The following is a 22,612-nucleotide window of genomic DNA, read 5'->3' as shown; positions in this document are numbered from 1 at the left end:
TACGGGGCGTCCGCCGGTCGGTGCCCGGGTAGCGATCGCTGCGGCGGCCTGGTGCATGATGGGACGGTGAGAGTCTGTGTGGTCGGATCGGGCGGGCGCGAGGCGGCGCTGGCGGACGTATTGGGACGCGACGCAACCGAGGTGCTCGTCAGCCCGGGCAACCCGCTGATCGAAGGCTCGGTCGATATTCCTCCGGAGGACCTGGATGCGGATCTGTTCGTCATCGGGCCCGAGGCCCCGCTGGTCGACGGCTTGGCCGACCGCCTGCGGGCCGAGGGCCAGCTGGTGTTCGGGCCGGGTGTCGATGGGGCGCAGCTCGAGGGGTCCAAGGCCTACATGAAAGGCCTGCTGGCCGAGGCAGGGGTGCCGACCGCCCGGTACGGGACGTTCTCCGAGGCGGCACCGGCTCGGGCATTCCTCGACACGATGGCGCCACCGTTCGTCATCAAGACCGACGGGCTGGCCGCCGGCAAGGGCGTGCTGGTTAGCGACGACCTCGCCGAGGCCCGCAACAGCGTGGACGATTACCTGTCCGGACGGGCCTTCGGGGACGCCGGGCAGACCATGGTGATCGAGGAGGGTCTGGTCGGGCCCGAGGTGTCGGTGTTTGCCGTGTGCGACGGCCGGCGCGGGGTGCTGTTGAGCTCCGCCCAGGATTTCAAGCGCATCGGCGATGACGGCACCGGCCCCAACACCGGCGGCATGGGGGCCTACAGCCCCTACCTCGCCGAGGGCGGTCTGGCCGACGGGGCGCTCGAACGCATCGTCGCCGACGACTTCATCGCCCCGACGCTGGCGGCGCTGCGGCGCCGTGGCATCGATTACCGGGGCGTGCTGTACGCCGGGCTGATGCTGACCTCCGACGGGCCGAAGCTGCTCGAGTACAACGTGCGCTTCGGCGACCCGGAGACCCAGGTGGTGCTGCCTCGGATGACCTCCAGCCTGGTCGAACTGCTCGCCCAGGCGGCGGCCGGATCGATCGAGGCGCCACCGACGTTCGCCGACGACGCGATGGTCAACGTGGTGTGCGCATCCGAGGGATACCCGTCAGCGCCGCGCACCGGGGACCGCATCGAGGGCCTCGCAGCGGCCCGCGCGGTGCCCGGGGTCAGCGTCTACGGCGCGGGTGTGTCCACCGGCGACAACGGCGCTCTGGTGACCGCCGGTGGTCGGGTGCTGTCGGTGTGCGGCCGAGGCGCCGACATCGCCCAGGCGAGGGAGCGCGCCTACGCGGGGGTGGCCGAGCTGCGCTGGCGGGGCATGACCGTCCGCACCGACATCGCCTCGACGGCGGCGGCCCGCACATGAGCGACCCCGAGACGGGCAGTGCCCCAACCGGCGTGCCACGGGTGGGCATCATCGGCGGGGGACAACTGGCCCGCATGATCGCCCAGGCGGCGGTGTCGCTCGGTGTTCGGGTGTCGGTCCTCGCGGGGGCCTCGGACGAGGGGGTCCCCGGCGTGTTTGCTTCGGTCACGACCGGCAACCCCGACGACCCGGAGGCCATCGCCGCCTTCGCCGCCGGTGTGGATGTCGTCACGTTTGACCACGAAAACGTCGACTGGGCTGCGCTGGAGGAGGCGGTGGCAAGCGGCGTGGCGGTTCGGCCCAGCCCGGACACGCTGCGCTTCGCCGACAAGGCCCATCAACGCGAGCGCCTGGCGCGGGCCGGCTGCCCGGTGCCCCCGTTCGAGATCGTCGACCCTGCCGGTACCGGTGCTTTGGGTTCGCCGATGGCCGGCCCGTCCCCAACCGAGGTCGCCCGGCGCTTTGCCGATACCCACGGACCCCGTGTCATCGCCAAGGCCAGCCGCGGCGGCTACGACGGGCGGGCGGTTTTCCTTCTCGACGATGCCGACGCTCTGGTCGAGTTTGTTGTCGGGTGGACCGGTGCGCCGCTCGTGCTTGAGCCGGCCCTCGACCTGGCGGCCGAGGTGGCGGTGGTGACCGCCCGCCGCCCGGGCGGGCAGCACGCGACCTACCCGGTGCTGGAGACGATCCAGCGCGACGGCATGTGCAACGAGGTGGTCGTTCCGGCCCGGCTGGACGAGGCGGTGTTGGCGCGGGCCCGGCAGGTGGGCGAGGAGGTGGCGCTGGTCGCCGAAGCGGTCGGCGTCATCGCGGTGGAACTGTTCATCACCACCGGTGGTGCGGTGTTGGTGAACGAGATCGCCCCCCGTGTTCACAACTCGGGACACGTCACCTCCGATGCCTGCCTCACCGGCCAGTTCGAGCAGCACCTGCGCGCCGTGCTCGACCTGCCCCTCGGTGACGTGTCGCTGCGCAGCCCCGCCGCCATGGTGAACGTGGTCGGCGCAGGCGGGCCATCCGGCGAGGAAGCCCCCGAGCCGAGGGCGCGCCTGGCAGCCGGCATGGCAGTCGACGCGGCCGCCAAGGTTCATTTGTACGCAAAGACCCCCAGGCCGGAGCGAAAGATCGGCCACGTCACCGTGTGCGACGACGACGCCGACCGCGCGCTCGCCCGTGCGACGGCGGTGGCACGCGCCCTCGACGGCCGAGATGAGGAGGCAACATGAGCCAACCCGACGCCCCGCCCGCCACAGGCCCGACGGTGGGCATCATCATGGGTTCGTCCTCCGACGCGGAGACGATGGGACCGGCGGCCGAGGCTCTCGAGCGCTTCGGCGTGAGCCACGAGGTGCGGGTGATCTCGGCCCACCGCTCGCCCCACCGCATGGTCGACTACGCCACCGGCGCGGCCGAACGCGGGCTGTCGGTGATCATCGCCGGTGCGGGCGGGGCAGCCCACCTGCCGGGCATGGTCGCGTCGATGACCACGTTGCCGGTGGTCGGTGTGCCGGTGCCATCCAAACACCTCTCCGGCGAGGATTCGCTGCTGTCGATCGTGTCGATGCCAAGCGGCGTGCCGGTGGCGACCATGGCGATCGGCGGGGCCGAGAACGCCGGGCTCATGGCGGTCCGCATGCTGGCGTTGGCCGACCCAAACCTGGCCGAGGCGCTCGCAGCCCACGCACGGGCGCTCGAGGCCAAGGCGATCGCCCAGGACGCCTCGCTTCAGCCCGAACCCACCGACGGAGGAACGCCCTGATGGCCACCACCCCCCAGACCGGCACCTCCGAGGGTGCCGCCGCTCGTTCGCCGGTCGCCAACGTGCTCGCCGGGCGCTACGCCTCGCCGGAGATGTCCGAGTTCTGGTCGGCCGAGGGCAAGATCGTGCTGGAGCGTGAGCTGTGGATTGCGGTGCTCACCGCGCAGGCCCAGCTGGGCATGGACGTCCCCGACGGTGTGATCGCCGACTACGAGGCGGTGGCCCACCGGGTGGATCTCGGCTCGATCGACGCCCGGGAGCGCATCACCCGCCACGACGTGAAGGCTCGCATCGAGGAGTTCAGCGCGCTGGCGGGCCACGAGTACATCCACGCCGGCATGACCAGCCGTGACCTGACCGAGAACGTCGAGCAGCTGCAGCTGCGTCGTTCGATGGAGCTGCTCGCGGACCGGGCCGTCGCCTCGCTGGCCCGCCTGGCGCAGCTGGCGGCCGACCACGCCACCACGGTGATGGCCGGGCGGTCCCACAACGTGGCCGCCCAGGCGACCACGCTCGGCAAGCGGTTTGCGTCGGCCGCCGAGGAGCTGCTCGAGGCCCACGACCGGCTGCGGGCGCTGATCGAGCGCTATCCGCTGCGGGGCCTGAAGGGTCCGGTCGGCACCCAGGCCGACCTGGTCGACCTGCTCGGTTCGCCCGAGCAGGTGGCCAACCTGGAGCGCCGGGTGGCCACCCACCTTGGCTTTGCCAACGTGTTGACCAGCGTGGGGCAGGTGTACCCGCGTTCGCTCGACTACGAGGTGGTGACAGCGCTCGCACAGTTGGCCTCCGGCCCGTCGTCGCTGGCGACGACCATCCGGTTGATGGCCGGCAACGAGCTGGTGACCGAGGGGTTCCGCGAGGGCCAGGTGGGCTCCTCGGCGATGCCACACAAGATGAACGCCCGATCCGCCGAGCGGGTGTGCGGGCTGCGGGTGATCCTCGATGGTCACGTTGCCATGATCGGCGGGCTGGCCGGGCACCAATGGAACGAGGGCGACGTGTTCGACTCGGTCGTCCGGCGGGTGGCGCTGCCCGACGCGGCCTTCGCCACCGACGGCCTGTTCAACACGTTCATCGATGTGCTCGACGGCTTCGGTGCCTACCCGGCCGTGATCCAGCGCGAGCTCGACCGTTACCTGCCCTTCCTGTCGACGACCAAGGTGCTGATGGCGGCCGTGCGCAACGGCGTGGGCCGAGAGACTGCCCACGAGGCGATCAAGGACCACGCGGTGACGGTCGCTCGGGAAATGCGCGAGGCGGGCACCGAGGGCAACGACCTGCTCGACCGCCTGGCCGGCGAGCCCGCTCTCGGGCTGGACCGGGGCCAGATTGACGCCGCGCTGGGCGAGCCGCTCGACTTTGTCGGCACCGCTCCCCAGCAGGTTGCGACGGTGGTCGAGCGCATCGAGCGAACCCTGAAGGCCCACCCCGAGGCGGCGGCCTACACCCCTGCGCTGGTCCTGTAATGGGGGACCCGGCGTTCGAAAGGAACCTCACATGGAGCTGATCTATTCGGGCAAGGTGCGCGACATCTACGACGCCGGGAACGACCGGCTGGTGATGGTCACCTCCGACCGCATCTCGGCCTTCGATGTGGTGATGGACGAGGTGATCCCCGACAAGGGCCGGGTGCTCACCGCCACGTCGGCGTACTGGTTCGATCACCTCGCCTCGGTCGGCGACGGTTCGATCGGGTCGCACCTGATCAGCTGCGACCTGGCCGACGTGCCCGACGGCGCCGAGCATCCCGACTGGGCCGGTCGGGTGATGCTCACCCGACGGGCGGAGATGTTGCCGGTCGAGGCGATCGTGCGCGGCTACGTGTCGGGATCGGCCTGGCGTGAGTACTCGGCCTCCGGAACGATCCACGGCATGCCAGCCCCCGATGGTCTGGTCGAGTCGGCCCAGCTGCCCCAGCCGATGTACACCCCGTCGACCAAGGCGGCGGTGGGGGACCATGACGAGAACATCTCGGTCGACGCAGCCGCCGACATTCTCGGCGGCGAGCTGGCCCAGCGGGTCGAGACGGCAGCGATGGCGCTGTTCGCCGCCGGTTCGGCGGCAGCGGCCGAGCGGGGGCTGATCCTGGCGGACACCAAGTTTGAGTTCGGGCTGATCGACGGCCAACTGGTGCTGTGCGACGAGGTGCTCACCCCGGACTCGTCCCGGGTGTGGCCCTCCGAGGGGTACACCCCCGGACAACCCCAGCCCGCCTTCGACAAGGAGCCGCTGCGGGCCTGGTTGTCCGAGCAGCCGTGGGACAAGACGCCGCCGCCGCCCACCCTGTCGCCCGACGTAGTCACCGAGACCGCCGCCCGCTACCGGGAGGCGTACGCCCGACTCACCGGCAGGTCCCTGGCCGATTGGCCCGGCGCAACTACCTGACGCTCGCCGCGGCGGGTTGGGGGCGGTCGATGTCCGCCTACCCTGAGCGCATGTCGCTGAGCCTGTCAAAGCATCCGTCGTTCTCCGGCCGTCCGGGCCCGGTGCTCGTGGTCGTGGCCGATGGGGTGGGGGTGGCACCTCCCGGGGCGAGCAACGCGGTGACCGAGGCCGTCACCCCGACGTTGGACCTGCTCACCTCGGGCGAGTTGTACACCGAGCTCGCCGCGCACGGCCCGGCGGTCGGCCTGCCGACAGATGACGACATGGGCAACTCCGAGGTCGGCCACAACGCGCTCGGAGCGGGCCGAATTTTCGAGCAGGGCGCCAAGCTGGTCAACAAGGCGATGGCGGACGGCTCGATCTTTCAGACCGATGTGTGGAGGGAAGCTGTCGACCATGGCCGCATCGGAACGCTCCACCTGATCGGGCTGCACTCCGACGGCGGGGTCCACTCCACCAACGAGCAGCTCTACCAGTTGCTGCATCGGGCGGCGGACGACGGTGTCACCAGCTGCGCCGTGCACCTCCTCCATGACGGCCGTGACGTGCCCGCCCGGTCGGCCCTCGGGTACATCGAGGCCACCGAAGCGGTGCTCGCCGAGATCAACGGCGCCGGCGACGGCCGCGACTTCCGGATCGCATCGGGTGGCGGCCGCATGCGCATCACGATGGACCGCTACGGCGCCGATTGGCCGATGGTCGAGCGGGGCTACCGCACTCACGTGTTCGGCGAGGGGCGGCGCGTGGCGTCGGCGACCGAAGCGGTGGAAACAATGTACGGCGAGACCGACAGGGGCGATCAGTACCTCGGCGAGTTCGTCGTCGAACGCAACCTTGGCGACGGCGGCGAGCCGGCGGGAACGATCGTCGACGGCGACGCCGTGATCTTCTTCAACTTCCGGGGGGACCGGGCGATCGAGATCTCCCAGGCGTTCGAGGACGACCACTTCGATCACTTCGATCGCACTGGCCCGGACGGCGAGTCGCGACCCAACGTGTTCTACGCCGGCATGTTGCAGTACGACGGCGACCTGGAGGTGCCGACGCAGTACCTGGTCAATCCGCCGGCGATCGACCGGACGATGGGGGAGTTCCTCTGCGCCGAGGGCGTCACCAGCTTTGCGATCTCCGAGACGCAGAAGTTCGGGCACGTCACCTACTTCTGGAACGGCAACAAGTCGGGCTACATCGAAGAGGCGTTGGAGACCTACATCGAGATCCCGTCCGACAACGTCGAGTTCGACACGACGCCGGCGATGAAGGTTCGGGAGATCACCGACGAGACGATCGACCTGTTGCGCTCGGGCGAGTACCGGTTTGGACGTCTCAACTTCCCATCGGGCGACATGGTCGGCCACACCGGCCACCTGCCTGCCACCGTCGAGGCCATGGAGATCATCGACGAGTCGATGGCCAAGCTGGTTGAGGTGATCGATGAGCTCGACGGCGTGTTGATCTACACCGCCGACCACGGCAACGCGGACATCATGTTCACCGAGTCGGACGGCGTGCGCTCACCCAAGACCAGCCACACCCTGTCGCCCGTGCCGTTTGCGATCCACGACCCCAACTACGACGGCGAGTACCACGTGACTGGCGCCGCCCCCGGGCCGGCCCACGGCCTGGCCAACGTCGCCGCCACGGTGTTCAACCTGCTCGGCTACGAAGCCCCCGACGACTACCTCCCCTCGATCATCAACTTCTGACCGGCCGCATCGGCGAAGTCGGCCCAGGCCTCGCCGCCGTACCAGAGGTACGCAACCACAAACATCAGCCGCTGTAGCACGCCGTCGATCGAGCCGAGCGCAGTCATCCCGAGCGGAACAGCCACCGATGTCGCAATGGCGATCAAATCCAACGTGCGCCACGGTTCCCCGTTGGTTCGTCGACGAAAGACGACCGAGAGCACTCCGAACGCAAAGGCGAACCCCATGACGGTCGCAGCGACCGAGTGCAGTGCATCCTCGGTCGGGTCGAAGGGGACGCCGGGCAGCCATGACCGTAGTGAGAATGCGGCGACCGCGATCATGCAGACCCCAAAGACGAAGTGGAACCCGGTGGCGAGGCGGCCCCACGCGGAGCCACGTCGGCGGCCGATCCAGAGCACCGCCAGCCCGAACAGGACGAAGCCTGCTCGGGCCAGCCAGGCACCGTGAACACCCTGGGCGCCGGCTTCGCTGGTGGTGTGCTCCACCCACGAGTAGGACGCCGGGAGCACCAGCGGCACCAGTGCGAGAGCAGCGGCGGAGCAGATCAGCCCGACAACACCGACCAGTTGGCCCGCCGCCGGGTTTGTTGCGTTCCCGCCCGCCACGGGATGCCACACTACAGGAATCCTTCTGTGCCGGACGGTGTGGGATCATGGGGCCATGACCTTCGACGTCGTCGTTGACATCTCGTTGCGCCCCGGAATCTCCGATCCCGAGGGTGCGACCATCGAACGATCCTGCGGAGCCCTCGGCTTCGACGGCATCAGCGGGGTGGCGGTCGGCAAGACCGTCCGCTTCCGCCTCGACGCCGCCGACGAGGCAGCAGCACGCACCGAGGTGGAGGAGCTGTGCGACAAGTTCCTGACCAACCCGGTGATCGAAGAGGCGGAGATTCGCCTGACCCGGTTGGAGAGCACAGCGGCCACGGCCGGGGCGGCCTGATGGCTCCCGTGGTGGCGGTCATCCGCTTCCCCGGAACCAACTGCGAGTTCGATGCGGCCGAGGTTCTGGCCGACGCCGGTGCCGAGCCACGGCTGGTGTTCCACGCCGAGGATCATCTCGACGGGGTCGATGCTGTGGTGCTGCCCGGTGGGTTCGCCCACGGCGACTACCTGCGGCCCGGCGCCATCGCTCGCTTCTCGCCCATCATGCCCGCAGTGATCGCGCTGGCCGAGGCCGGTCGGCCCGTCGTCGGCATCTGCAACGGGTTCCAGGTGTTGTGCGAGGCCGGCCTGCTGCCCGGTGCGCTCCAGAAGAACGCCCAACTGAAGTTCGTGTGCGGACCCAGCACACTGGAGGTGGCTTCTGTGGACACTGCGCTCACGCAGGGCCTCGAGGTGGGTCGTCACCTGTCGATCCCGGTCAACCACTTCGAGGGCAACTACACGGCCGCCCCCGAGACGCTGGCCATGCTTCGGGCCGAGAACCGGATCGTGTTTCGCTACGTCGACAACCCCAACGGGTCGGCCGACGACATCGCCGGCGTGTGCAACGAGGGCCGCAACGTGGTCGGCCTGATGCCCCACCCCGAGCGTGCCGCCCACGAGTTGCTGGGCTCGACCGACGGACGGGTGCTGATGGAGGCGCTGGTCGAGTCGGCCTCCCAACCGGTTCCGGCCTGAGTTTCCTCGCCCGGCGAGACGCCCCGTGATCACCGGCGGGGTGGACCTGGCCGCCGATCCGAAGCGGACGGCGCTGTGCGCCATCGACTGGTCGAGCGGCTCGATTGAGCTGTCCGACGGCCCGGTGGACGACGACGCCATCGTCGCCCTCGCTCACCGGGCGCCGCTGAGCGGCTGGGACGTGCCCCTCGGCTGGCCCGACGCGTTTGTGGCGGCGATCGCGAAGCATCACAGCGGTCCAGGCCGGGGGAGAGGAGTGGCCGCCGCCGGCCCCGAGGAGCGGCGACTGATGCGCTACCGGCTGACCGACCGGCGCTTCGCCGAAGGCTCCGACCCGGCGCGATGGCCGCTGTCGGTGTCGACCGACATGATCGGCGTTCCGGCTCTGCGGGCCGCAGCGTTGCAACGCCGGTTGGTCGACGAGGGGCTGGTCGTCGACCGCTCCGGCGGAGACGGCGCAGTCGCCGAGACGTACCCGGCCGGGGCCCTGGCCGCCTGGGGCTGGCCTTCCCGGGGCTACAAGGGCGCGCCGGGACGGGAGCTGAGGGTGGACCTGGTCGCCAGGCTGGTCGCAGCACTGCCGACGCTGTCGTTCAGCACCGAGGTGCGTGAGGCGATGGTGGGCTCCGACGATCGCCTGGATGCGCTGATCTGTGCGCTGGTGGCCCGGGCCGTGGCCACCGGACGGGGAACGCCGCCTCCGGAGGCCGACCTACCAGCCGCCCGTCGCGAGGGCTGGATCCACGTCGCCGGCGTCTCGGCCGAGCGGCTCAGCCGGTAAAGGCCGGTGCCAGGGGAGTTGCCGCAGCGGACGGAGCCTCGTTGGCGGACGAGGGGGCCTCGTCGGCCGACGGCGGCACCGTCGTGGTCGTCGTCGGCTCCTCGGCGTCGGGGAAGTCGTTGGGCAGGATCGTCAGCGAGATGAAGCCGTTGTTAAACGCCTCGACGTCGGTCGTGGGGTTCTCCAGGGTGGAGGTGCAGTCCTGGAGGCCGACGTTGGCGTCCGGGTTGAGGTCGTTGGTCACCTCGACGACGCCTCGGACGTTGCCGTCGGTGCAGGTCGGGGCGTTGATGCTGGAGACCTGCACCGGCTCGGTGCCGTCGCGCAGCGCGGCCTCGTGGGCGTCCAGCCAGTCGATGGCGGCGCCGACCGACGCCGGGAAGTCCGGCGGGTCCCCGAGACCCTGCGAGACGGCGAGGGCGGGAATGCCTGCACGTGCGCCGGTCTGGGCGGCGCCGACCGTGCCGGAGATCGGGGCCAGGAAGCCGATGTTCTGACCGTCGTTACTGCCGGTCATCACCAGGTCGGGCGTCCCCGCCGGGCCTGGGTTGTCGAGGGCGTACTGCACCGAGTCAGCCGGGGTGCCGGCCACCGCAGTGCCGGCGAAGCCGCTCTCGGTTGTGCCCGGTGCGCCCGGCGCTCCACCCGGTGTGGTCGAGTCGCCCTTGCCGCTCTGGTTGGTCGCCGGGGCGGACACCACCAGCGTGGTGTCGGGCCGGGCGCGCAGCGCCTCGACCAACGCGTCGATGCCGTCGGCGCCGATGCCGTCGTCGTTGCTGACCAGGATGACCAGCGGGTCGACGTCCTGCGCGCCCGCTCGTGCGTGTTCGAGCGTCGTGATGCCGAGCAGCGCCAGTACGGCGGCGGCAGCTGCGATGGCGATTCGTCGGGCCAGCGGTCGACTGGTCTGGGCCTGCGTGGTCGAGTTCATGTGGTTCCCCTGGTGGGCCCGGTGCCGGTGACGGGTCCGTGTCATCGGTCACCTAAATGGGCTACGGCGCAGCGTAGCGCCGCCTGTGTCCGGACGGGCGAGATCTTCTCCCGGCCGCTTGGGAGCGGCTTCATACCGCTGCTGTCGCTGGACCACCGAGCTGCGCTTCAGCCGTAACGACGTGGTTCAAGCCGGGTGAGCGGCGATACGACGGCCGAGGTTCGCCAAGGGCGGCCAAGAACCAGGTGGTCGGCTATTCGGTGGCCATCGCCCAACGGGATGAGCCGATCTGGTTCGGCGGGGGCGCTCGCCAAGGACCTTTGCCTCCCGTCACTGAGGGCCGGCCGCAACGATGACAAGGTTCGCTGGGTTGCAAACATCCCTGCTCCGCCGATCCTGGCGGGGGCGGGGTTCTCCAGCACGGCTTCCCACTCGCCCGTTGGGCTGCGCAGAGCGTTGTTGAGCGGACCACCGACGCAGCAGCAATTGCTTTGCCTGCGGCCGCTGGGCAGGCTCGGCAACTCGGAACAGCGGCCCGTGGCCCTTCACCACATGTGGCTAGATTTCCTCTCTGAAAAGCGCCATAATCGCGGGGATGGAAGCCGGCGTGAGAGAACTCAGAGACAACCTCAGTCGCTATCTCAGCATCGTGCGGGACGGCCACGATGTGACCGTGACTGACCACGGCAAGGCCGTAGCCCGTCTCGTGCCGCTCGACCAGCAGCGCCCGATCGACCGCCTCATCAGCGAAGGTCTGATTTCGCCGCCAGTTCACGAAAAGCGCCCACGCACCGCTCCGCCCGTGCGCGGCAGCGGAACCGTGAGCGACCTAGTCGCTGAGCAGCGTCGGTGATTGCATACTTCGACACGTCAGCGCTCGTTCCGCTTGTGGTCAGCGAACCTGCATCATCGACGTGTGGCCGATTGTGGAACGAAGCGACGCGCGTCATCAGCACGCGCCTGATCTATCCCGAAGCGCGAGCAGCGCTGGCCCAGGCTCGACGAATGAGTCGATTGACCGTCGCGGGGTTGGAACAAGCTGTAGACGACCTGGACTCGATCGCCCTAGAGATCGGCTACATCGAGCTATCAGCCGAGCTAGCGGCATTCGCAGGCGATCTCGCACAGGCCCACGGGCTCCGAGGCTACGACGCAGTACACCTTGCCTCGGCGGCGCTCGCCAACGATGGAGAACTAGCCCTCGTGACGGGCGATCGCAAACTCGGAGCGGCCGCTCAGGCGATCGGAATCTCCGTCGCGTTGACGACGCCATGACCTGGGAACCTCGTCCGGCCTGACGGCGGTCGGTCGTGCTCGGCACTGGGGTGAAATGAGGTGTAGTTGGCTCGGGTCTGGGCGCGTCAAGGGTGGGGTCGGGGCGAAGCCCCGAAGATTCTGATTTGGGGGGCCGGTTGGGTCAGGCAGCGGGGGTGAGGTTGACGGTGTATCCGGCTGCTTGGAGTTCCTTGACGTGCCGGTTCACTTTGGCTTTGGGGTCTTTGCGGTTGTCGTAGTAGCCGGAGCCCAGGTCGCGGTAGATCTCCCCGGTGATGGCCATGTGGTAGGCGGCGACCAGCATGCTGTGAGCGATCGCGACAGCGGCTTTGTTCGGTCCTCGCCGCCGAGCGATCCGCTTGTAGCGCTCGGAAAGGAACGTCCCTTTGGTTCTCGCCGCTGCACGGGCGGCTTCCACAAGGGCGCCTTGGAGATGCCGGCTGCCTTGTCGTGTCCCGGCAGGCCGACGCTTCCCAGCCGATTCGTGTGAGGCCGGCGCTAGCCCGGCCCACGCAGCAAGATGCTTGGCAGAAGGGAACCGGCCCATATCGGCACCGATCTCAGCGACCATCATCTCAGCGGTCCGGGTCGACACCCCAGGGATCGTCGACCACAACCGGACCAGCTCGTCAAAAGGGCGGGTCGCCTCAACAATCTCATCTGACAGCTCGTCGATCGTGGTATCCAGGAAATCGATGTGGGCGATGATCGCTTTGGCGACCACGGAGTGTTGGCGGCCCCAGCGGCCCTCCAACGCCTCGACCAACGCGGGGATCTTCGGCCGCATCCGTCCCTTGGCCAGCTCGGCGAGAACCTCGGGGTCCACTTGCCCGGAGATGAGCATCTCGATCATCGCCCGAGACGACTTCGACCACACCTTCGATGCGACCGACGTCAACTTGATCCCGGCATCCTGGAGAACCTTCTCCAGACGCTGCATCTCGACCCCACGGGCAACAATCTGGGTTTTCCGGTAGCGGGTCAACTCCCGTAACGCCCGGATCTCGGGCTCTGGGACCATCGACGCCCGAACCATCCCGTGTGCGGCCACATCGGCGAGCCACTCCGCATCGGACATGTCGGTCTTCCGACCCGGCACGTTTTTCACATGATGGGCGTTGACGAGCCACATGTCGTCGAAACGGCCCTCCAGCCCATAGAACACCGGTTTCCAATACACACCGGTCGATTCCATCACCACCAACTCAACGTCGGCATCCGCGAGCCACTCGCCCAGCCCACGGACCCCCTTGACGGTGGTGGAGAACCGCTCCTTGATCACCGACACCTCGACGCCGTCGAATATCTCAACACACGCGGTCACCGAGTCCCGATGCACATCCAAACCGGCCACCCGGTTCGAAATCCGTCTCATAATGCTCACCCTCCCAGGTCATGCCCGCGTGATGCGGCCGCTGAGGGAAGACCAGGAACGAATCAAAATCTGGGGTTCGTGCTCGAAGCAACACTCCCCGGTCCTTCGGGCCTCGCACCAGACTGACTGCGGGCTCTCGGCTCCAAGAATGAACGGCGACCACACCCCAGCGGCCACCCACCCATCATTTCATCCTCACCCCGATGGCGCACCCGCCATAGAGACTGACTGGGAAAGTCTGACGCCACGTCGATCAATGCGTACCGGAAACTGTGCGGTGTCAGGTCCTGACGGGCGTTTGCCAGTGAAACTGCGGCACGGCATAAGGGCCGAACTGTGGCACCCTTCGTTCCTGCTGGCGGACATCCCGTTGAGCGTTGACGAGCACCCCCCGTGGACGCCGTCGCCGCTACGCCAGCGCGCTTTTGCCGGAAGAGGGGCGGCACCGTCGCCAGAGTGACTGTCTCTGATCTGGGCATCGAGCCTTTCGTCCTGGCGCGGGGCCCTGGGCGCGAAGGTCGGAGTAGCCTGAGAGGATGGTCTTCACCAGGATCACTTCAGACCCGGCCGTCATGGCTGGCGTGCCTTGCATACGAGGGATGCGATTTCCCGTGGCCACGGTCATCGCGATGGTTGCCGATGGCATGGCCAACGACGAGATCCTCGCTGAGCACCCTGATCTTGAGCCCGAAGACATCGTCGAAGCGCTCAAGTTCGCAGGGCTCGCCGTGCAGGAACGCCAGTTGCCTCTCCTCTTGGCGTGAGGTTTCTGCTCGACCAGAACGTCTCACCGGTCCTGGTCGGATTGCTGGTCGAAGCCGGGCATTCGACTGAGCATCTGCGGGTCAACAGATGTTGACGACGGTCATTCGAGTGCCTAGTGTGAACGGGTGGACATCGAGGCGGGCGCTCGCAAGCACGGTGTCTCCGATGACGACATGCTCCACGCACTTCGACACCACTGGCGAGGATTCGAGACCGATGATCCTGATGTCACGATGTTCATCGGGCCATCCTCGAACGCTGAGCCACTTGAAGTCGGGGTCGTCGACGATACAGATGGAGTTGCGATCATTCACGCAATGCGAGCACGGTCCAAGTTCCTGAAAGGCTGGTGGACGCCATGACGACGACACGAGCACACCGAGCCGACGCCCTCGAGCGATGGGCCGAGAAGGTGGACGTCAACGATCTGGTCGAGGCCCGGACTGCGGCTCTTCGGGCGATCGCGGAGTTGGTTGAACAGCGAGACGGTGTCGACACCGCACTGCTGGACGCGATTCGCAGCGCTCGAGAAGCCGATCGTTCCTGGTCCGAAATCGGAGCGATGCTGGGTGTCTCTAAGCAGGCGGCGCAACGCAAATACGCCGCCAAGCTCTCCGCGTAGCCTCACCCGGCCAGGCGCAGCTTCGGTCCCAGCGATCTCGTTCGGTACTGCTTGCGGATCGTTCGGTTCGTCAGCTTTGGCGGGTGGCTCCGGCGACGAAGGTGGACACGATGTAGGTGGCGTGCCGGTCGAGGCTGCGCCTGGCCCGGTCGTAGCGCATCGTGGTTCTCGGGTCGGCGTGACTGGCTGCTTCCTGGACGTCGAGAAAGATCGGCCCCATCGTCCGGTCACCGATGTAGAGGTCGAGTGCCCTGCCGGTGCGTGGTGCGATGGGGATGGTGACGTGCTTGGAGCCTTTGCGCACGATTGCGAGGGTTCGGTGGCCGCGTTCGGTCGACAGGTCCTCGATGTCGGCGTTGAGCGCTTCGGAGATTCTCAGCCCGTTGAGCGCCAACAAGGCAAGGTTATGAGGGCACCGTCTCGGAGGTCCCCGAGACCTGCCTGGACCAGCAGGGCACTGAGTTCGTTGCGGTCGAGGCCAAGGGTGCGGGACTCGCAGTCAACCTTGGGTCGACGGATGTTGGCTGCTGGGTTCTTCGTGATGGTGTCTTCGATCTGGCAGTACTTGTAGAACGACGACAACGTCGACAGGCGTCGGGCGATCGTGGAGGCCATCCGGCCTTCCTGTTCCATCCACCGGCCGAACAGCTCAAGGTGCGCGCGTTTGAGGTTGAAGAGGTTGAGATCGTGGTCGTGGCACCACCCGGCGAAGATCCGCAGGTCGGTGGTGTAGCTGACACGTGTGCCACTGGAGTAGCCAGCCAGGAAAGCCGCGACGGCGACTCGTCCGGACACCAGGAGCGGGTCCTCAGGTTGGACGATCTCGGCGGGTAGCGCGTGGGTGTAGTTGGTATCGGCCATGATGGCCTCCTTGGTGACCCAGCCTCCCAAAGAGGCGGGATCAACCCTCCCACCACCAACCGGCACCAACACCCAGAAACGCCCACCCGGCGACCGGTGGCGGCGTTATCGGGTGCCCCAAGAGGGCGGCAGTAGTGCGGGCTCGGCACATGCAGAATCAGAGATTATGTGGTGTAGATATGCGCAGGCGTGGATCGCTGGCTGACAGACCCGTCCACCTTGAGGCCCAATGGGGTGACCGGCTGCGACCGGGCGCACCAACATCGAGACCTTCGAGGCAACTGGCTAGCGAATTTTCACGTCGAGAATCTTCTCGACGTCGCAGACGGTTGACAGCCGGTGCTCTTCGGGCACTGAGTGCGCACGTCCTGGGTCGATCAGGAACGCACCCATCCCAGCCGTGGTTGGGCCGAGGCAGTCGGCCTGGTGGCTGTCACCAATGAACACCGCTTCATCGGCACGGCAGCCGACGCGTTCGAGCGCCGCCCGGTAAATCGATTGGTGTGGCTTCATCCACCCGTGCTGGACCGACAGCACCACCGCCGACACCTCAACGTCGATCGCCATCTCCCCCAGCATCCTCGGAACCATCCCGACGTCATGAGTATTCGACACGACCGCGATCGACCACGTCGCCGCCAACCGCCGGATCATCTCGCTTGCGCCCGGGACGGGTTGGATGTGTCTGGCCCACTCGTTGACGAAGGACATGCCCAGCCGATCGACGTCCTCAGGTGCCGGTTCTAGGTCGGCTGCGTCCGCGAACGCAGCTGCGGCATCCGACATCGAGAACTCACGCAAGGTCAGTCGAGCGGCTCGTTCGAGAGCCATCGACGCCTCGTCCCAGGTCTGAAGAAGTGAGTCGTGATCGGACTGGAACCCGAGCGACACCGCCAGTTCGTGGGTGTCGGGGTATCCGAGCCGGGTCCGGTCGGGCTCATACTCGACCAGCGTTCCGAAGAAGTCGAAGAGCAAAGCCCGCTTGTCCCGATTCTTCTTTGTCATCTCTGCGGCTCCGGCTCGGGCGCCGGAGCCCGGCAACCAGTCTACGCCCCGCTAGCGATCAACAACTTGAGAGCGGATGCTCCCCACAACCAGGGCCTCGAGCGAGATCGCGGCACGAGAACACCGCGCTGCAGTGTCGGCGCTTTCGGCCGCCTTTGACCGGGATTATGCAGCGTGCGACTGGGGCCGATACCGAGTGGCTCGTTGGCACTCCACGGCGTGACTATGCGCTGTCGTTATGCGTGGGCTCTTCACTTGCTTCGCTTCGTCGGCGTCAGCTGGGCTCCAAGTCTGGAATCGAACAGGTTCTGGGGAACTCGAACGGCTCGGCGGGCGTCGGAGTAAGTATGGGATCGCTGCAACGAGTCGGAGACCGTCACGCCCGCGTACCTGTGCCGTCGGGGCGGGTGACCGCCGCTGTCGTGGCGGCGGGGGTGCTCGGCGGGTGCTCCGCCACCGCCGACCAGCCCATGACCCACTCGGCTGTAGCTGGAACCTGGCCCACCCCGCTCGGGCTGATCGACCAGGGCGTACGGGACGAGCAGCGAGTATTGGTGGTCCGGACGCTGCTTCCAGGAAAGGATGCCTGCGATGACCAGTAGCGCCGTACCTAGCAAACGCCGTCTTGGCGTGTTCGCCTTCTTTGTCGGGATGATGGCTGCCGGTCTGGTTTCCGCACCCCCGGCATCCGCCGACTGTCCGGGCCCGTCAATGTCGTTCAGCCCTCAGGATGTGGATCGAGGTGGCGAAGTGACGGTGACCGGCGAAGCGTGGGGTGACAACTGCTACGACACCGGACCGCCACCAAACGGCGAAGGGGTGCTAGGTCGCCCAGCGACCGATATCGAGATCGTCCTCACCCAGGGCGACACAGAATGGGTGCTGGGGACCGTTGACGCCGACAACCAGTACGGATTTGAAAAGCAGATGGTGGTCCCAGCGGACGCATCGCCGGGCGAGGCCCAACTGAACGCACGGCATACCGGGGCCGCTCCGTACATTCCCTACGTTGAACCGACGCTTCGGATCAGCGACGCACCGGCAATCACGCCCCCATCCACCACCGAGCCCAAACCGGCTTCGCCGCCACCGGGGTCAACGACGGCCGTCCAAGACCAGCCAAACGCAGAAGAGTCGAGAACGGTTGCTCCCTGGCTCGGCGCCGTCGCCGCTGCGCTGGTAGTTGCGGCATGGGTGGCGGTGCTTCGACGGAAATCGGCGTAGGGCATGGCACTCTCAACGGCCAGGATGGGTGGAGCGATCCCGAGAGTCAGCTCGGCTACCTGAATGTGTGCGGTCCCGCTGAGCTGGTCCCCTGCAGCTGGCGCAGCCCGGTCCCTTTCAACTGGCGCACGACAACATGCGCCCCGTATTCGACGGGCTCGTCCGGGATTATGCGGCGCCGCACCAGGGCCGTTCCTGAGTGGACAAGGCGGCGCCCGCCAGGTGATTCTGGGCGGTCAGATGGGCTGTGTGCGGTCAGGTTGTCCGGCGGACGTTCCCGAGCTGACAACTTCTATTGTCAGCCGGGCTGGTGGCAACTAGGGTTGTCGCTGTGGAGATACTGGCAAGTGCTCGCAAGCACGGCATCTCCGACGACGACATCGACCATGCAATCGACCACGCTCTTGGGTGGATCAGCCATCCAGATCAGCCTGACTTCACCATGTTGGTCCGCCCGGATCGCCAGGCTGCGCTCCTCGAGGTCGGCGTGCTCCAAGCAGGAGAACGTGACTACGTGATCCACGCGATGCCGGCCCGACGTAAGTATCTGAAACTGATTGGCCCTCCAGGAGGTGACCCTCGATGAAGACATCCAAGCACCCAAGAAACCTCACCGATGAAGAAGCAGCGTCAATCGTCGAAGCGTTCGACGACGCACCCGAGGATGGCTACGTCGTCGGTGGCGGAGGTGCACTCGCGGAGCTCCGCGCGGCGGCAGCGGCACGCCAGGATGCCGTCGACCGAATCAACTCAGCCGCCCTGCTCGCCCGGCGCGAAGGAGCATCGTGGAGGGTCATCGGAGCGCAGCTTGGCATTACCCGCCAAGGCGCTCGCCAACGCTTTGAACGACTTCCAGGCTCCTGATCAGCGTCCTCAGCGGAGGTAGCCAGTGGCATCCCGGGTGGCGCCCATTCGGAGCGCGAACCGATCGCCTCGATGCATGTTCAACTTGCTGCCGACATCGGCCGCCCGTTGTCCGGAACTGGGCAACTTCCCCGAACGGCCGGCACCCGCTCGATGATCGCGCTCGAAGCGCGCCACCACCCACTCGGCAACCGGCGAAGTCGGACGCCGCCGGTCAAGTGAGGGGCGCCTCATGACGCTCACCGGCCCGAATCGGCCTCAAATACGGCCGTATTCGAGACGGTCGAATGCATCGCTGCCTGTCCTGCCGAGTGGCTAGCGAGCGCCATCGAGGAGCGCTGATCTCTGACCCAGCTGGGCTGAGCGATCTTCCGTCGCCTGGTAGTAGGCGAAGTTTGGTCGTACTCCGGCCTGGGCACACTGCGACACGTGGAGCACAAAACGTGGAAGTTTCAGCTCAAGGGTGAGGACCACATCGTCCGTCTTGACTGGACGTACTGGGGTGGACGCCGTGAAGTGTTCGTCGACGGACAACAACGCCACGAGAGCATCATTCCGATGCGCTGGCGATCGTCCCAGGTGTTCGAACTTGAAGGTTCCCACTGCGTTGTGACGACCGAGCCGACCGGTTTGATGTCCCCGAAGTTTCGTATCTCGCTCGAGATAGACGGAGAAGGCATCAAGCCCCAGCCGGGTTCGTCGTTCTGGGAAGGCTGAAGCAGCTCGCCCCATTTCAGGGTTCGGGACAGCCCAGCGACGCGCGGGGCGGACAGGGCTCCCGGTCTGTCCGGCGGAGGCATCGATAGGTTCTGTGAGGTCCGTGGTCGAGGTACCGTCTGGGCGATGGGTAGACGGGTCAACCATCGAGGATGGATCGTGCTCGAGAGCAGCCCGTTCGATGACGGAACGCTGTGTGTCGATCTCTTCGAGGATCCAGCGGGCGGCTTCGGCTTTGAACACCTGCGCTCCGAACCCGAAGACGGTGGCCGGTGGACCATCGTCGGTGGATTCTCGTCGGCCCGATACGACTCAGCGTTGGACGCAGCGCTCGCTGCCCGAACCGCTGTTCCTTGGTTGAACGACGGCCGAGCGATCCAGGCATGGAACAGGTGGTGCTCTCACTGCAACCGGAGTAGTCATCATCCTGGGGGGGTGGTCACCTTGACCCTGCGGGCCTTCCCAACGCCGTAGGGGTGCGTCGACGAGCTGCTGGGGCGAACACCGGGGAACTCCGGGTCCGCACCGAGCGCGATCGGGTGGGGCTCATCGTCGAGTCACTCGTCCCACCGATACCGGCACGCCAGGCAACGACGCTGGTGCCGTTAGGGATCTGCGATGGGGGGCCTGCTAGTGAGGACAGTCGGGACGCGGCTTGTGTTGGTCACCCAGGTGGAGAGATCAGCAGAGATCCACCCGGTCACATCTAGGCAATGCTGGTGGAGGCCGGCGAGGCTAAGTCCAATGCCGTTAACATACGAGGGTGAGGGTGATTTCGGGTAGGTGGGCTGGTTGTGGCCAGTCGGCGTGGGCTGCCCGTTTGACGTGCCATTTGGTGTACTTGCGTTTGACGACGCGGGGGAACGATCTGGCTCGTCGTTTGGGGTTGAGACGCCGAGCGAGGAGGGTGGTGGCGATGTTCCAGAGCCGGGCGAGTTCCAGCTCAGGGGGAAAAGCCGCCCTGTTGGGCGGTGTCTCGGGCGATTCTGAGTGCGGCAACGAACGAGACCCGGTCTGGGTCTCGGCCGCCGTTGACCTCGACGTCGGCCATCATCAGCCGGATGGCGTAGTGGCAACACAACATGGCCCACAGTTCCTGGTGGACCAGCTCCGGTGACTTCGACCGCAGCACACCCCGGGCTCCACGCTGATGGGTCTTCAACTCATCGAAAACCGTTTCGATCTCCCACCGCTGCCAATACGCCGCGGCGAGGTCGCCGGCATCAATGTCGGCGGGGTCCAAGACGGTGGTGATCAACCGGAACCCGCCGTCGGTGTTGTCGTCACCGTCGGTGTCGAGTGTGCCGTTGTCGACGGTGTAGTCGATCACCCGCACCCTGACCGGATTCGCTTTGCGGCCCGCCCGGCCTCCACGGCGGATCTCGCCGAGCCATGACCCGTCACCAAGGTCCTCCACGAACACAGGTTTCAGGTTCTTCTTGACCCGCCACAACAGATCGGCTCCGGTCGCTTCGGCCCGAACCCACAGGTCGTAGCCATAGAACCCCCGATCGGCGATCACCAGGCTGCCCGGTGTGAACCGGTCGACCAGCCCTTTCGACAGGCCGACCTCCGACGTTGTGTACGGGCCGATCTCCGCGTCCAAGATCGCATGGGTGCCACACTCCGCGACCGCGACCAGGCGGGCCAACGGAAACGCGGAACGTTCACCCTTGGACACACCAGCCCGACCGAAATGCTCATCATTGGCGGTCGTGTCGGGCACATCCATCGTGGTCCCATCGATCGCCAACAAACGCCGGCCACCCAGAAAACAGTCGTCCCAGTCCGGTTTGCCGATCGGCACAGCACCCCGACGGAACAACATCTCCAACGGCTCCGGGCCCAACCGGACACGGGCCTTGAACAACGCCACCTTCGAAGCCATCTGCGGCGGACCGTCACCACCCTGGGCCCACACCAGCCCCGAAGACACCATGCCCAACACGTCCTCATAGGACCCGTCAGACCAAAGCGCCAACCCCAAACAGAAATAGGCCATCACCCGGGCCGGGAGCGCCCTCACCCGCTGCTCCTTCCGGCCACACGCCTCGACCACCTCATCGACAAGCGCTCGTGAGAACGCCTTCTCCAACACTCCCACCGACACCGAATCCGCCAACTGACCACCGGCAACAGCCGTTCTCTGTCCAACACGAGCCATCCGCCGATACTACACCCCTGTAGTTCTAAGTTAACGGCATTGAGGCTAAGTCGGGTGTCCTTGAACGGTTTCTTGAAGATCGGTTCGTGATGTCCGATGCGGTTTCGAAGGGTCTGAACGGTCCGCAGCCCTTGATTGGTTTTCCGTTGGTGGCCGAGCCCTGAAGGGAAGGCATACCGAAGAGCCGGTAGCCACAGGGTGTCGTGGTAACGCAGCCTGCATCCTTCATGGGTCGAGTCCCCACCACGATCGAGCAGGGCTACCCAGTTGCCAAAGCTCATCTCGCCGACGACCTTGCCGGGGGTCGGGGCAGCTCCGGCTGGTAAACCCCGTCGGGCACGGCTCTTTGCGATGCCGACTGCTTCGAGCGAGCGATCGTCAAGGATGGACTGGTTGTCGTACCAACGGTCGTCGTAGGCCTCCGTGAGGCGATCGTGCATCGCGTTACGCATGGTCACCTCAACTAACGCGATGACCTCCCAGAAGGCGGCAGAAATCGCGACGTTCCACTCGTAGAGTTCTAGGGCCAGCTGCGGGTCGTTGTCGCACGCGTCAAGGTACGGCTGGAACCGCGCCGGAGAGAGGTACTCCTGGATCGTTTGGAGGTGTCCTGGCTGCGCTGGTGGCATCACGGTTATGATGGCAGAGAACTCCCCGAGGCCCCTGCCGCAAGGTACGCCTCGGGGTTTGATCGTTTTGGACGCTTACAGCTGATCGGTCGAGATCGTCCAGCGTGCCACCGGATGCCAGGCGCAGCCTTCGTCGTCTCGTGTTTGCCAGATGCTGATCTTGACGTACTCCGCCGACTGGCGGCGTCGAGATCTCATACCTGGTCATGACGACCATCACCCACCGGCGGTAACCCCCGGCGCCCCGGGGCGAGCCATGCGATACTGCACCAATGGCCTCACATGATATCGGTGAGAAACCCGGCAAAGGCAAGTACTGCTGTACCAACTGCGATTGGTCGGTTGTACTAGACAATCAGGACGACACGCTTTCCCTCTGTGGAAGCTGCGGCAAGGGGCAGCGGACCACGTACGTCGACTGCTGAGCGCCGGCGAGGGTCAGTCGCCGACTCAGGCGGTCGCCAGTTCGCTGGCCCCATTAGGCCTTGTCACACTCTGCAGCCCAGCTAACGCTTGGCTAGGGGTGTCTCACAAACGAACGTTTTTGAATCCCGGTAGCGTTCCTTACCGTGACTCAGATCTGATGGATGCGAAGCGTCGGTCACCTCTCCTG

General features: G+C 66.6%; 26 protein-coding genes. 17 read left to right on the top strand and 9 right to left on the bottom strand.

Going from position 1 to position 22,612, the window contains the following annotated elements:
• The first annotated feature begins 66 nt into the window (after positions 1 to 66).
• From purD to gpmI, 6 genes are read left to right on the top strand one after another with little or no spacing between them, the layout of a single operon-like run.
• On the top strand, positions 67 to 1,308 hold the full coding sequence (gene purD / locus PKD89_RS02590; protein ID WP_289011298.1) for a phosphoribosylamine--glycine ligase: 1,242 nt from the start codon (positions 67 to 69) through the stop codon (positions 1,306 to 1,308).
• Complete coding sequence (locus PKD89_RS02585) at positions 1,305 to 2,537, top strand: 5-(carboxyamino)imidazole ribonucleotide synthase (protein ID WP_289011297.1); 1,233 nt, start codon at positions 1,305 to 1,307, stop codon at positions 2,535 to 2,537. The genes purD and PKD89_RS02585 overlap by 4 nt, the downstream gene beginning before the upstream one ends.
• Positions 2,534 to 3,070 (top strand): 5-(carboxyamino)imidazole ribonucleotide mutase, encoded by a 537-nt coding sequence (gene purE, locus PKD89_RS02580; protein WP_289011296.1) that lies wholly within the window; start codon positions 2,534 to 2,536, stop codon positions 3,068 to 3,070. The genes PKD89_RS02585 and purE overlap by 4 nt, the downstream gene beginning before the upstream one ends.
• Positions 3,070 to 4,536, top strand: a complete 1,467-nt coding sequence (gene purB, locus PKD89_RS02575; RefSeq protein ID WP_289011295.1) for an adenylosuccinate lyase — start codon at positions 3,070 to 3,072, stop codon at positions 4,534 to 4,536. Before purE ends, purB begins: the two co-directional genes overlap by 1 nt.
• A gap of 31 nt (positions 4,537 to 4,567) precedes the next feature.
• Positions 4,568 to 5,455 (top strand): phosphoribosylaminoimidazolesuccinocarboxamide synthase, encoded by an 888-nt coding sequence (locus PKD89_RS02570; RefSeq protein WP_287380002.1) that lies wholly within the window; start codon positions 4,568 to 4,570, stop codon positions 5,453 to 5,455.
• A 50-nt stretch (positions 5,456 to 5,505) separates the two neighbouring features.
• Positions 5,506 to 7,161, top strand: coding sequence for a 2,3-bisphosphoglycerate-independent phosphoglycerate mutase (gene gpmI / locus PKD89_RS02565; RefSeq protein WP_287380003.1), 1,656 nt, complete (start codon positions 5,506 to 5,508; stop codon positions 7,159 to 7,161).
• Here gpmI and PKD89_RS02560 read toward each other — a convergent pair.
• Positions 7,134 to 7,769 carry a DUF998 domain-containing protein gene (locus PKD89_RS02560; protein ID WP_289011294.1) on the bottom strand — a complete coding sequence of 212 codons (636 nt, stop codon included), beginning with the start codon at positions 7,767 to 7,769 and terminating at the stop codon, positions 7,134 to 7,136. The two genes, gpmI and PKD89_RS02560, sit on opposite strands and share 28 nt — an antisense overlap.
• A gap of 55 nt (positions 7,770 to 7,824) precedes the next feature.
• Between PKD89_RS02560 and purS the strand changes: the two genes are divergently transcribed.
• Genes purS through PKD89_RS02545 form a run of 3 tightly spaced genes read left to right on the top strand, consistent with a single transcriptional unit; the run spans position 7,825 to position 9,567 of the window.
• Entirely contained in the window at positions 7,825 to 8,106 is a 282-nt protein-coding gene (gene purS / locus PKD89_RS02555) for a phosphoribosylformylglycinamidine synthase subunit PurS (protein ID WP_287380005.1), read from the top strand.
• Positions 8,106 to 8,786 (top strand): phosphoribosylformylglycinamidine synthase subunit PurQ, encoded by a 681-nt coding sequence (gene purQ / locus PKD89_RS02550; RefSeq protein WP_287380006.1) that lies wholly within the window; start codon positions 8,106 to 8,108, stop codon positions 8,784 to 8,786. Before purS ends, purQ begins: the two co-directional genes overlap by 1 nt.
• Positions 8,787 to 8,811: 25 nt before the next feature.
• The gene (locus PKD89_RS02545; RefSeq protein WP_287380007.1) at positions 8,812 to 9,567 is read left to right on the top strand and encodes a DUF429 domain-containing protein; all 756 of its coding nucleotides are present in this window, start codon (positions 8,812 to 8,814) and stop codon (positions 9,565 to 9,567) included.
• Here PKD89_RS02545 and PKD89_RS02540 read toward each other — a convergent pair.
• A complete protein-coding gene (locus PKD89_RS02540; RefSeq protein ID WP_289011293.1) occupies positions 9,557 to 10,498 on the bottom strand; it encodes a 5'/3'-nucleotidase SurE in 942 nt (313 codons plus the stop codon). The two genes, PKD89_RS02545 and PKD89_RS02540, sit on opposite strands and share 11 nt — an antisense overlap.
• A 595-nt stretch (positions 10,499 to 11,093) precedes the next feature.
• Here PKD89_RS02540 and PKD89_RS02535 point away from each other — a divergent pair.
• Together PKD89_RS02535 and PKD89_RS02530 are read left to right on the top strand one after the other, a co-directional pair.
• Entirely contained in the window at positions 11,094 to 11,351 is a 258-nt protein-coding gene (locus PKD89_RS02535; RefSeq protein WP_287380009.1) for a type II toxin-antitoxin system prevent-host-death family antitoxin, read from the top strand.
• Positions 11,348 to 11,773, top strand: a complete 426-nt coding sequence (locus tag PKD89_RS02530; RefSeq protein ID WP_289011292.1) for a type II toxin-antitoxin system VapC family toxin — start codon at positions 11,348 to 11,350, stop codon at positions 11,771 to 11,773. Before PKD89_RS02535 ends, PKD89_RS02530 begins: the two co-directional genes overlap by 4 nt.
• Before the next feature lie 142 nt (positions 11,774 to 11,915).
• Here PKD89_RS02530 and PKD89_RS02525 read toward each other — a convergent pair whose 3' ends face one another.
• Positions 11,916 to 13,148: an IS110 family transposase gene (locus PKD89_RS02525; protein WP_289011291.1), complete on the bottom strand. Its 1,233-nt coding sequence runs from the start codon at positions 13,146 to 13,148 to the stop codon at positions 11,916 to 11,918.
• A gap of 536 nt (positions 13,149 to 13,684) precedes the next feature.
• Here PKD89_RS02525 and PKD89_RS02520 point away from each other — a divergent pair.
• Positions 13,685 to 13,912, top strand: a complete 228-nt coding sequence (locus tag PKD89_RS02520) for a DUF433 domain-containing protein (protein WP_289011290.1) — start codon at positions 13,685 to 13,687, stop codon at positions 13,910 to 13,912.
• 81 nt (positions 13,913 to 13,993) lie between these two features.
• On the opposite strand, the gene PKD89_RS02515 is transcribed toward PKD89_RS02520, so the two are convergent.
• On the bottom strand, positions 13,994 to 14,227 hold the full coding sequence (locus PKD89_RS02515; RefSeq protein WP_289011289.1) for a hypothetical protein: 234 nt from the start codon (positions 14,225 to 14,227) through the stop codon (positions 13,994 to 13,996).
• Between the two features lie 44 nt (positions 14,228 to 14,271).
• On the opposite strand from PKD89_RS02515, the gene PKD89_RS02510 reads away from it, so the two are divergent.
• The gene (locus PKD89_RS02510; RefSeq protein WP_287390464.1) at positions 14,272 to 14,535 is read left to right on the top strand and encodes a hypothetical protein; all 264 of its coding nucleotides are present in this window, start codon (positions 14,272 to 14,274) and stop codon (positions 14,533 to 14,535) included.
• 70 nt (positions 14,536 to 14,605) lie between these two features.
• On the opposite strand, the gene PKD89_RS02505 is transcribed toward PKD89_RS02510, so the two are convergent.
• The 3 genes from PKD89_RS02505 to PKD89_RS02495 all read right to left on the bottom strand — a co-directional run bounded on the left by PKD89_RS02505 (position 14,606) and on the right by PKD89_RS02495 (position 16,401).
• Positions 14,606 to 14,929, bottom strand: a complete 324-nt coding sequence (locus PKD89_RS02505) for a hypothetical protein (RefSeq protein ID WP_287380014.1) — start codon at positions 14,927 to 14,929, stop codon at positions 14,606 to 14,608.
• Positions 14,911 to 15,468 carry a tyrosine-type recombinase/integrase gene (locus tag PKD89_RS02500; protein ID WP_324332253.1) on the bottom strand — a complete coding sequence of 186 codons (558 nt, stop codon included), beginning with the start codon at positions 15,466 to 15,468 and terminating at the stop codon, positions 14,911 to 14,913. The genes PKD89_RS02505 and PKD89_RS02500 overlap by 19 nt, the downstream gene beginning before the upstream one ends.
• A gap of 213 nt (positions 15,469 to 15,681) precedes the next feature.
• Positions 15,682 to 16,401 carry an HAD family hydrolase gene (locus tag PKD89_RS02495; RefSeq protein WP_289011288.1) on the bottom strand — a complete coding sequence of 240 codons (720 nt, stop codon included), beginning with the start codon at positions 16,399 to 16,401 and terminating at the stop codon, positions 15,682 to 15,684.
• 407 nt (positions 16,402 to 16,808) lie between these two features.
• On the opposite strand from PKD89_RS02495, the gene PKD89_RS02490 reads away from it, so the two are divergent.
• Together PKD89_RS02490 and PKD89_RS02485 are read left to right on the top strand one after the other, a co-directional pair.
• Positions 16,809 to 17,003 carry a hypothetical protein gene (locus PKD89_RS02490; protein ID WP_289011287.1) on the top strand — a complete coding sequence of 65 codons (195 nt, stop codon included), beginning with the start codon at positions 16,809 to 16,811 and terminating at the stop codon, positions 17,001 to 17,003.
• A 148-nt stretch (positions 17,004 to 17,151) separates the two neighbouring features.
• Positions 17,152 to 17,625, top strand: a complete 474-nt coding sequence (locus PKD89_RS02485) for a hypothetical protein (protein WP_289011286.1) — start codon at positions 17,152 to 17,154, stop codon at positions 17,623 to 17,625.
• Between the two features lie 298 nt (positions 17,626 to 17,923).
• On the opposite strand, the gene PKD89_RS02480 is transcribed toward PKD89_RS02485, so the two are convergent.
• Entirely contained in the window at positions 17,924 to 18,121 is a 198-nt protein-coding gene (locus PKD89_RS02480; protein WP_287390459.1) for a hypothetical protein, read from the bottom strand.
• Between the two features lie 86 nt (positions 18,122 to 18,207).
• Between PKD89_RS02480 and PKD89_RS02475 the strand changes: the two genes are divergently transcribed.
• A complete protein-coding gene (locus tag PKD89_RS02475) occupies positions 18,208 to 18,489 on the top strand; it encodes a hypothetical protein (RefSeq protein WP_287390456.1) in 282 nt (93 codons plus the stop codon).
• 429 nt (positions 18,490 to 18,918) lie between these two features.
• Positions 18,919 to 19,206: a hypothetical protein gene (locus PKD89_RS02470; RefSeq protein ID WP_287380020.1), complete on the top strand. Its 288-nt coding sequence runs from the start codon at positions 18,919 to 18,921 to the stop codon at positions 19,204 to 19,206.
• A 943-nt stretch (positions 19,207 to 20,149) separates the two neighbouring features.
• Here the strand turns inward: PKD89_RS02470 and PKD89_RS02465 are convergent.
• On the bottom strand, positions 20,150 to 21,370 hold the full coding sequence (locus tag PKD89_RS02465) for an IS4 family transposase (protein ID WP_020377940.1): 1,221 nt from the start codon (positions 21,368 to 21,370) through the stop codon (positions 20,150 to 20,152).
• Positions 21,371 to 22,612: the final 1,242 nt, after the last annotated feature.

It is taken from the genome of Candidatus Neomicrothrix sp., assembly GCF_035329545.1.
GTDB lineage: Bacteria > Actinomycetota > Acidimicrobiia > Acidimicrobiales > Microtrichaceae > Microthrix > Microthrix subdominans.
Note: the sequence above shows the minus strand (reverse complement) of the source record. Positions and strands in the feature narration are given on the sequence as shown.

What these genes read in the sequence shown, in the direction of transcription:
- PKD89_RS02535 (WP_287380009.1), top strand. Translation starts at nt 11,094, where the DNA reads ATGGAAGCCGGCGTGAGAGAACTCAGAGACAACCTCAGTCGCTATCTC.
- purQ (WP_287380006.1), top strand. Translation starts at nt 8,106, where the DNA reads ATGGCTCCCGTGGTGGCGGTCATCCGCTTCCCCGGAACCAACTGCGAG.
- PKD89_RS02465 (WP_020377940.1), bottom strand. Translation starts at nt 21,370, where the DNA reads ATGGCTCGTGTTGGACAGAGAACGGCTGTTGCCGGTGGTCAGTTGGCG.
- PKD89_RS02570 (WP_287380002.1), top strand. Translation starts at nt 4,568, where the DNA reads ATGGAGCTGATCTATTCGGGCAAGGTGCGCGACATCTACGACGCCGGG.
- PKD89_RS02495 (WP_289011288.1), bottom strand. Translation starts at nt 16,401, where the DNA reads ATGACAAAGAAGAATCGGGACAAGCGGGCTTTGCTCTTCGACTTCTTC.
- PKD89_RS02540 (WP_289011293.1), bottom strand. Translation starts at nt 10,498, where the DNA reads ATGAACTCGACCACGCAGGCCCAGACCAGTCGACCGCTGGCCCGACGA.
- PKD89_RS02585 (WP_289011297.1), top strand. Translation starts at nt 1,305, where the DNA reads ATGAGCGACCCCGAGACGGGCAGTGCCCCAACCGGCGTGCCACGGGTG.
- PKD89_RS02525 (WP_289011291.1), bottom strand. Translation starts at nt 13,148, where the DNA reads ATGAGACGGATTTCGAACCGGGTGGCCGGTTTGGATGTGCATCGGGAC.
- purS (WP_287380005.1), top strand. Translation starts at nt 7,825, where the DNA reads ATGACCTTCGACGTCGTCGTTGACATCTCGTTGCGCCCCGGAATCTCC.
- PKD89_RS02510 (WP_287390464.1), top strand. Translation starts at nt 14,272, where the DNA reads ATGACGACGACACGAGCACACCGAGCCGACGCCCTCGAGCGATGGGCC.
- PKD89_RS02475 (WP_287390456.1), top strand. Translation starts at nt 18,208, where the DNA reads ATGAAGACATCCAAGCACCCAAGAAACCTCACCGATGAAGAAGCAGCG.
- purE (WP_289011296.1), top strand. Translation starts at nt 2,534, where the DNA reads ATGAGCCAACCCGACGCCCCGCCCGCCACAGGCCCGACGGTGGGCATC.
- gpmI (WP_287380003.1), top strand. Translation starts at nt 5,506, where the DNA reads ATGTCGCTGAGCCTGTCAAAGCATCCGTCGTTCTCCGGCCGTCCGGGC.
- purB (WP_289011295.1), top strand. Translation starts at nt 3,070, where the DNA reads ATGGCCACCACCCCCCAGACCGGCACCTCCGAGGGTGCCGCCGCTCGT.
- PKD89_RS02520 (WP_289011290.1), top strand. Translation starts at nt 13,685, where the DNA reads ATGGTCTTCACCAGGATCACTTCAGACCCGGCCGTCATGGCTGGCGTG.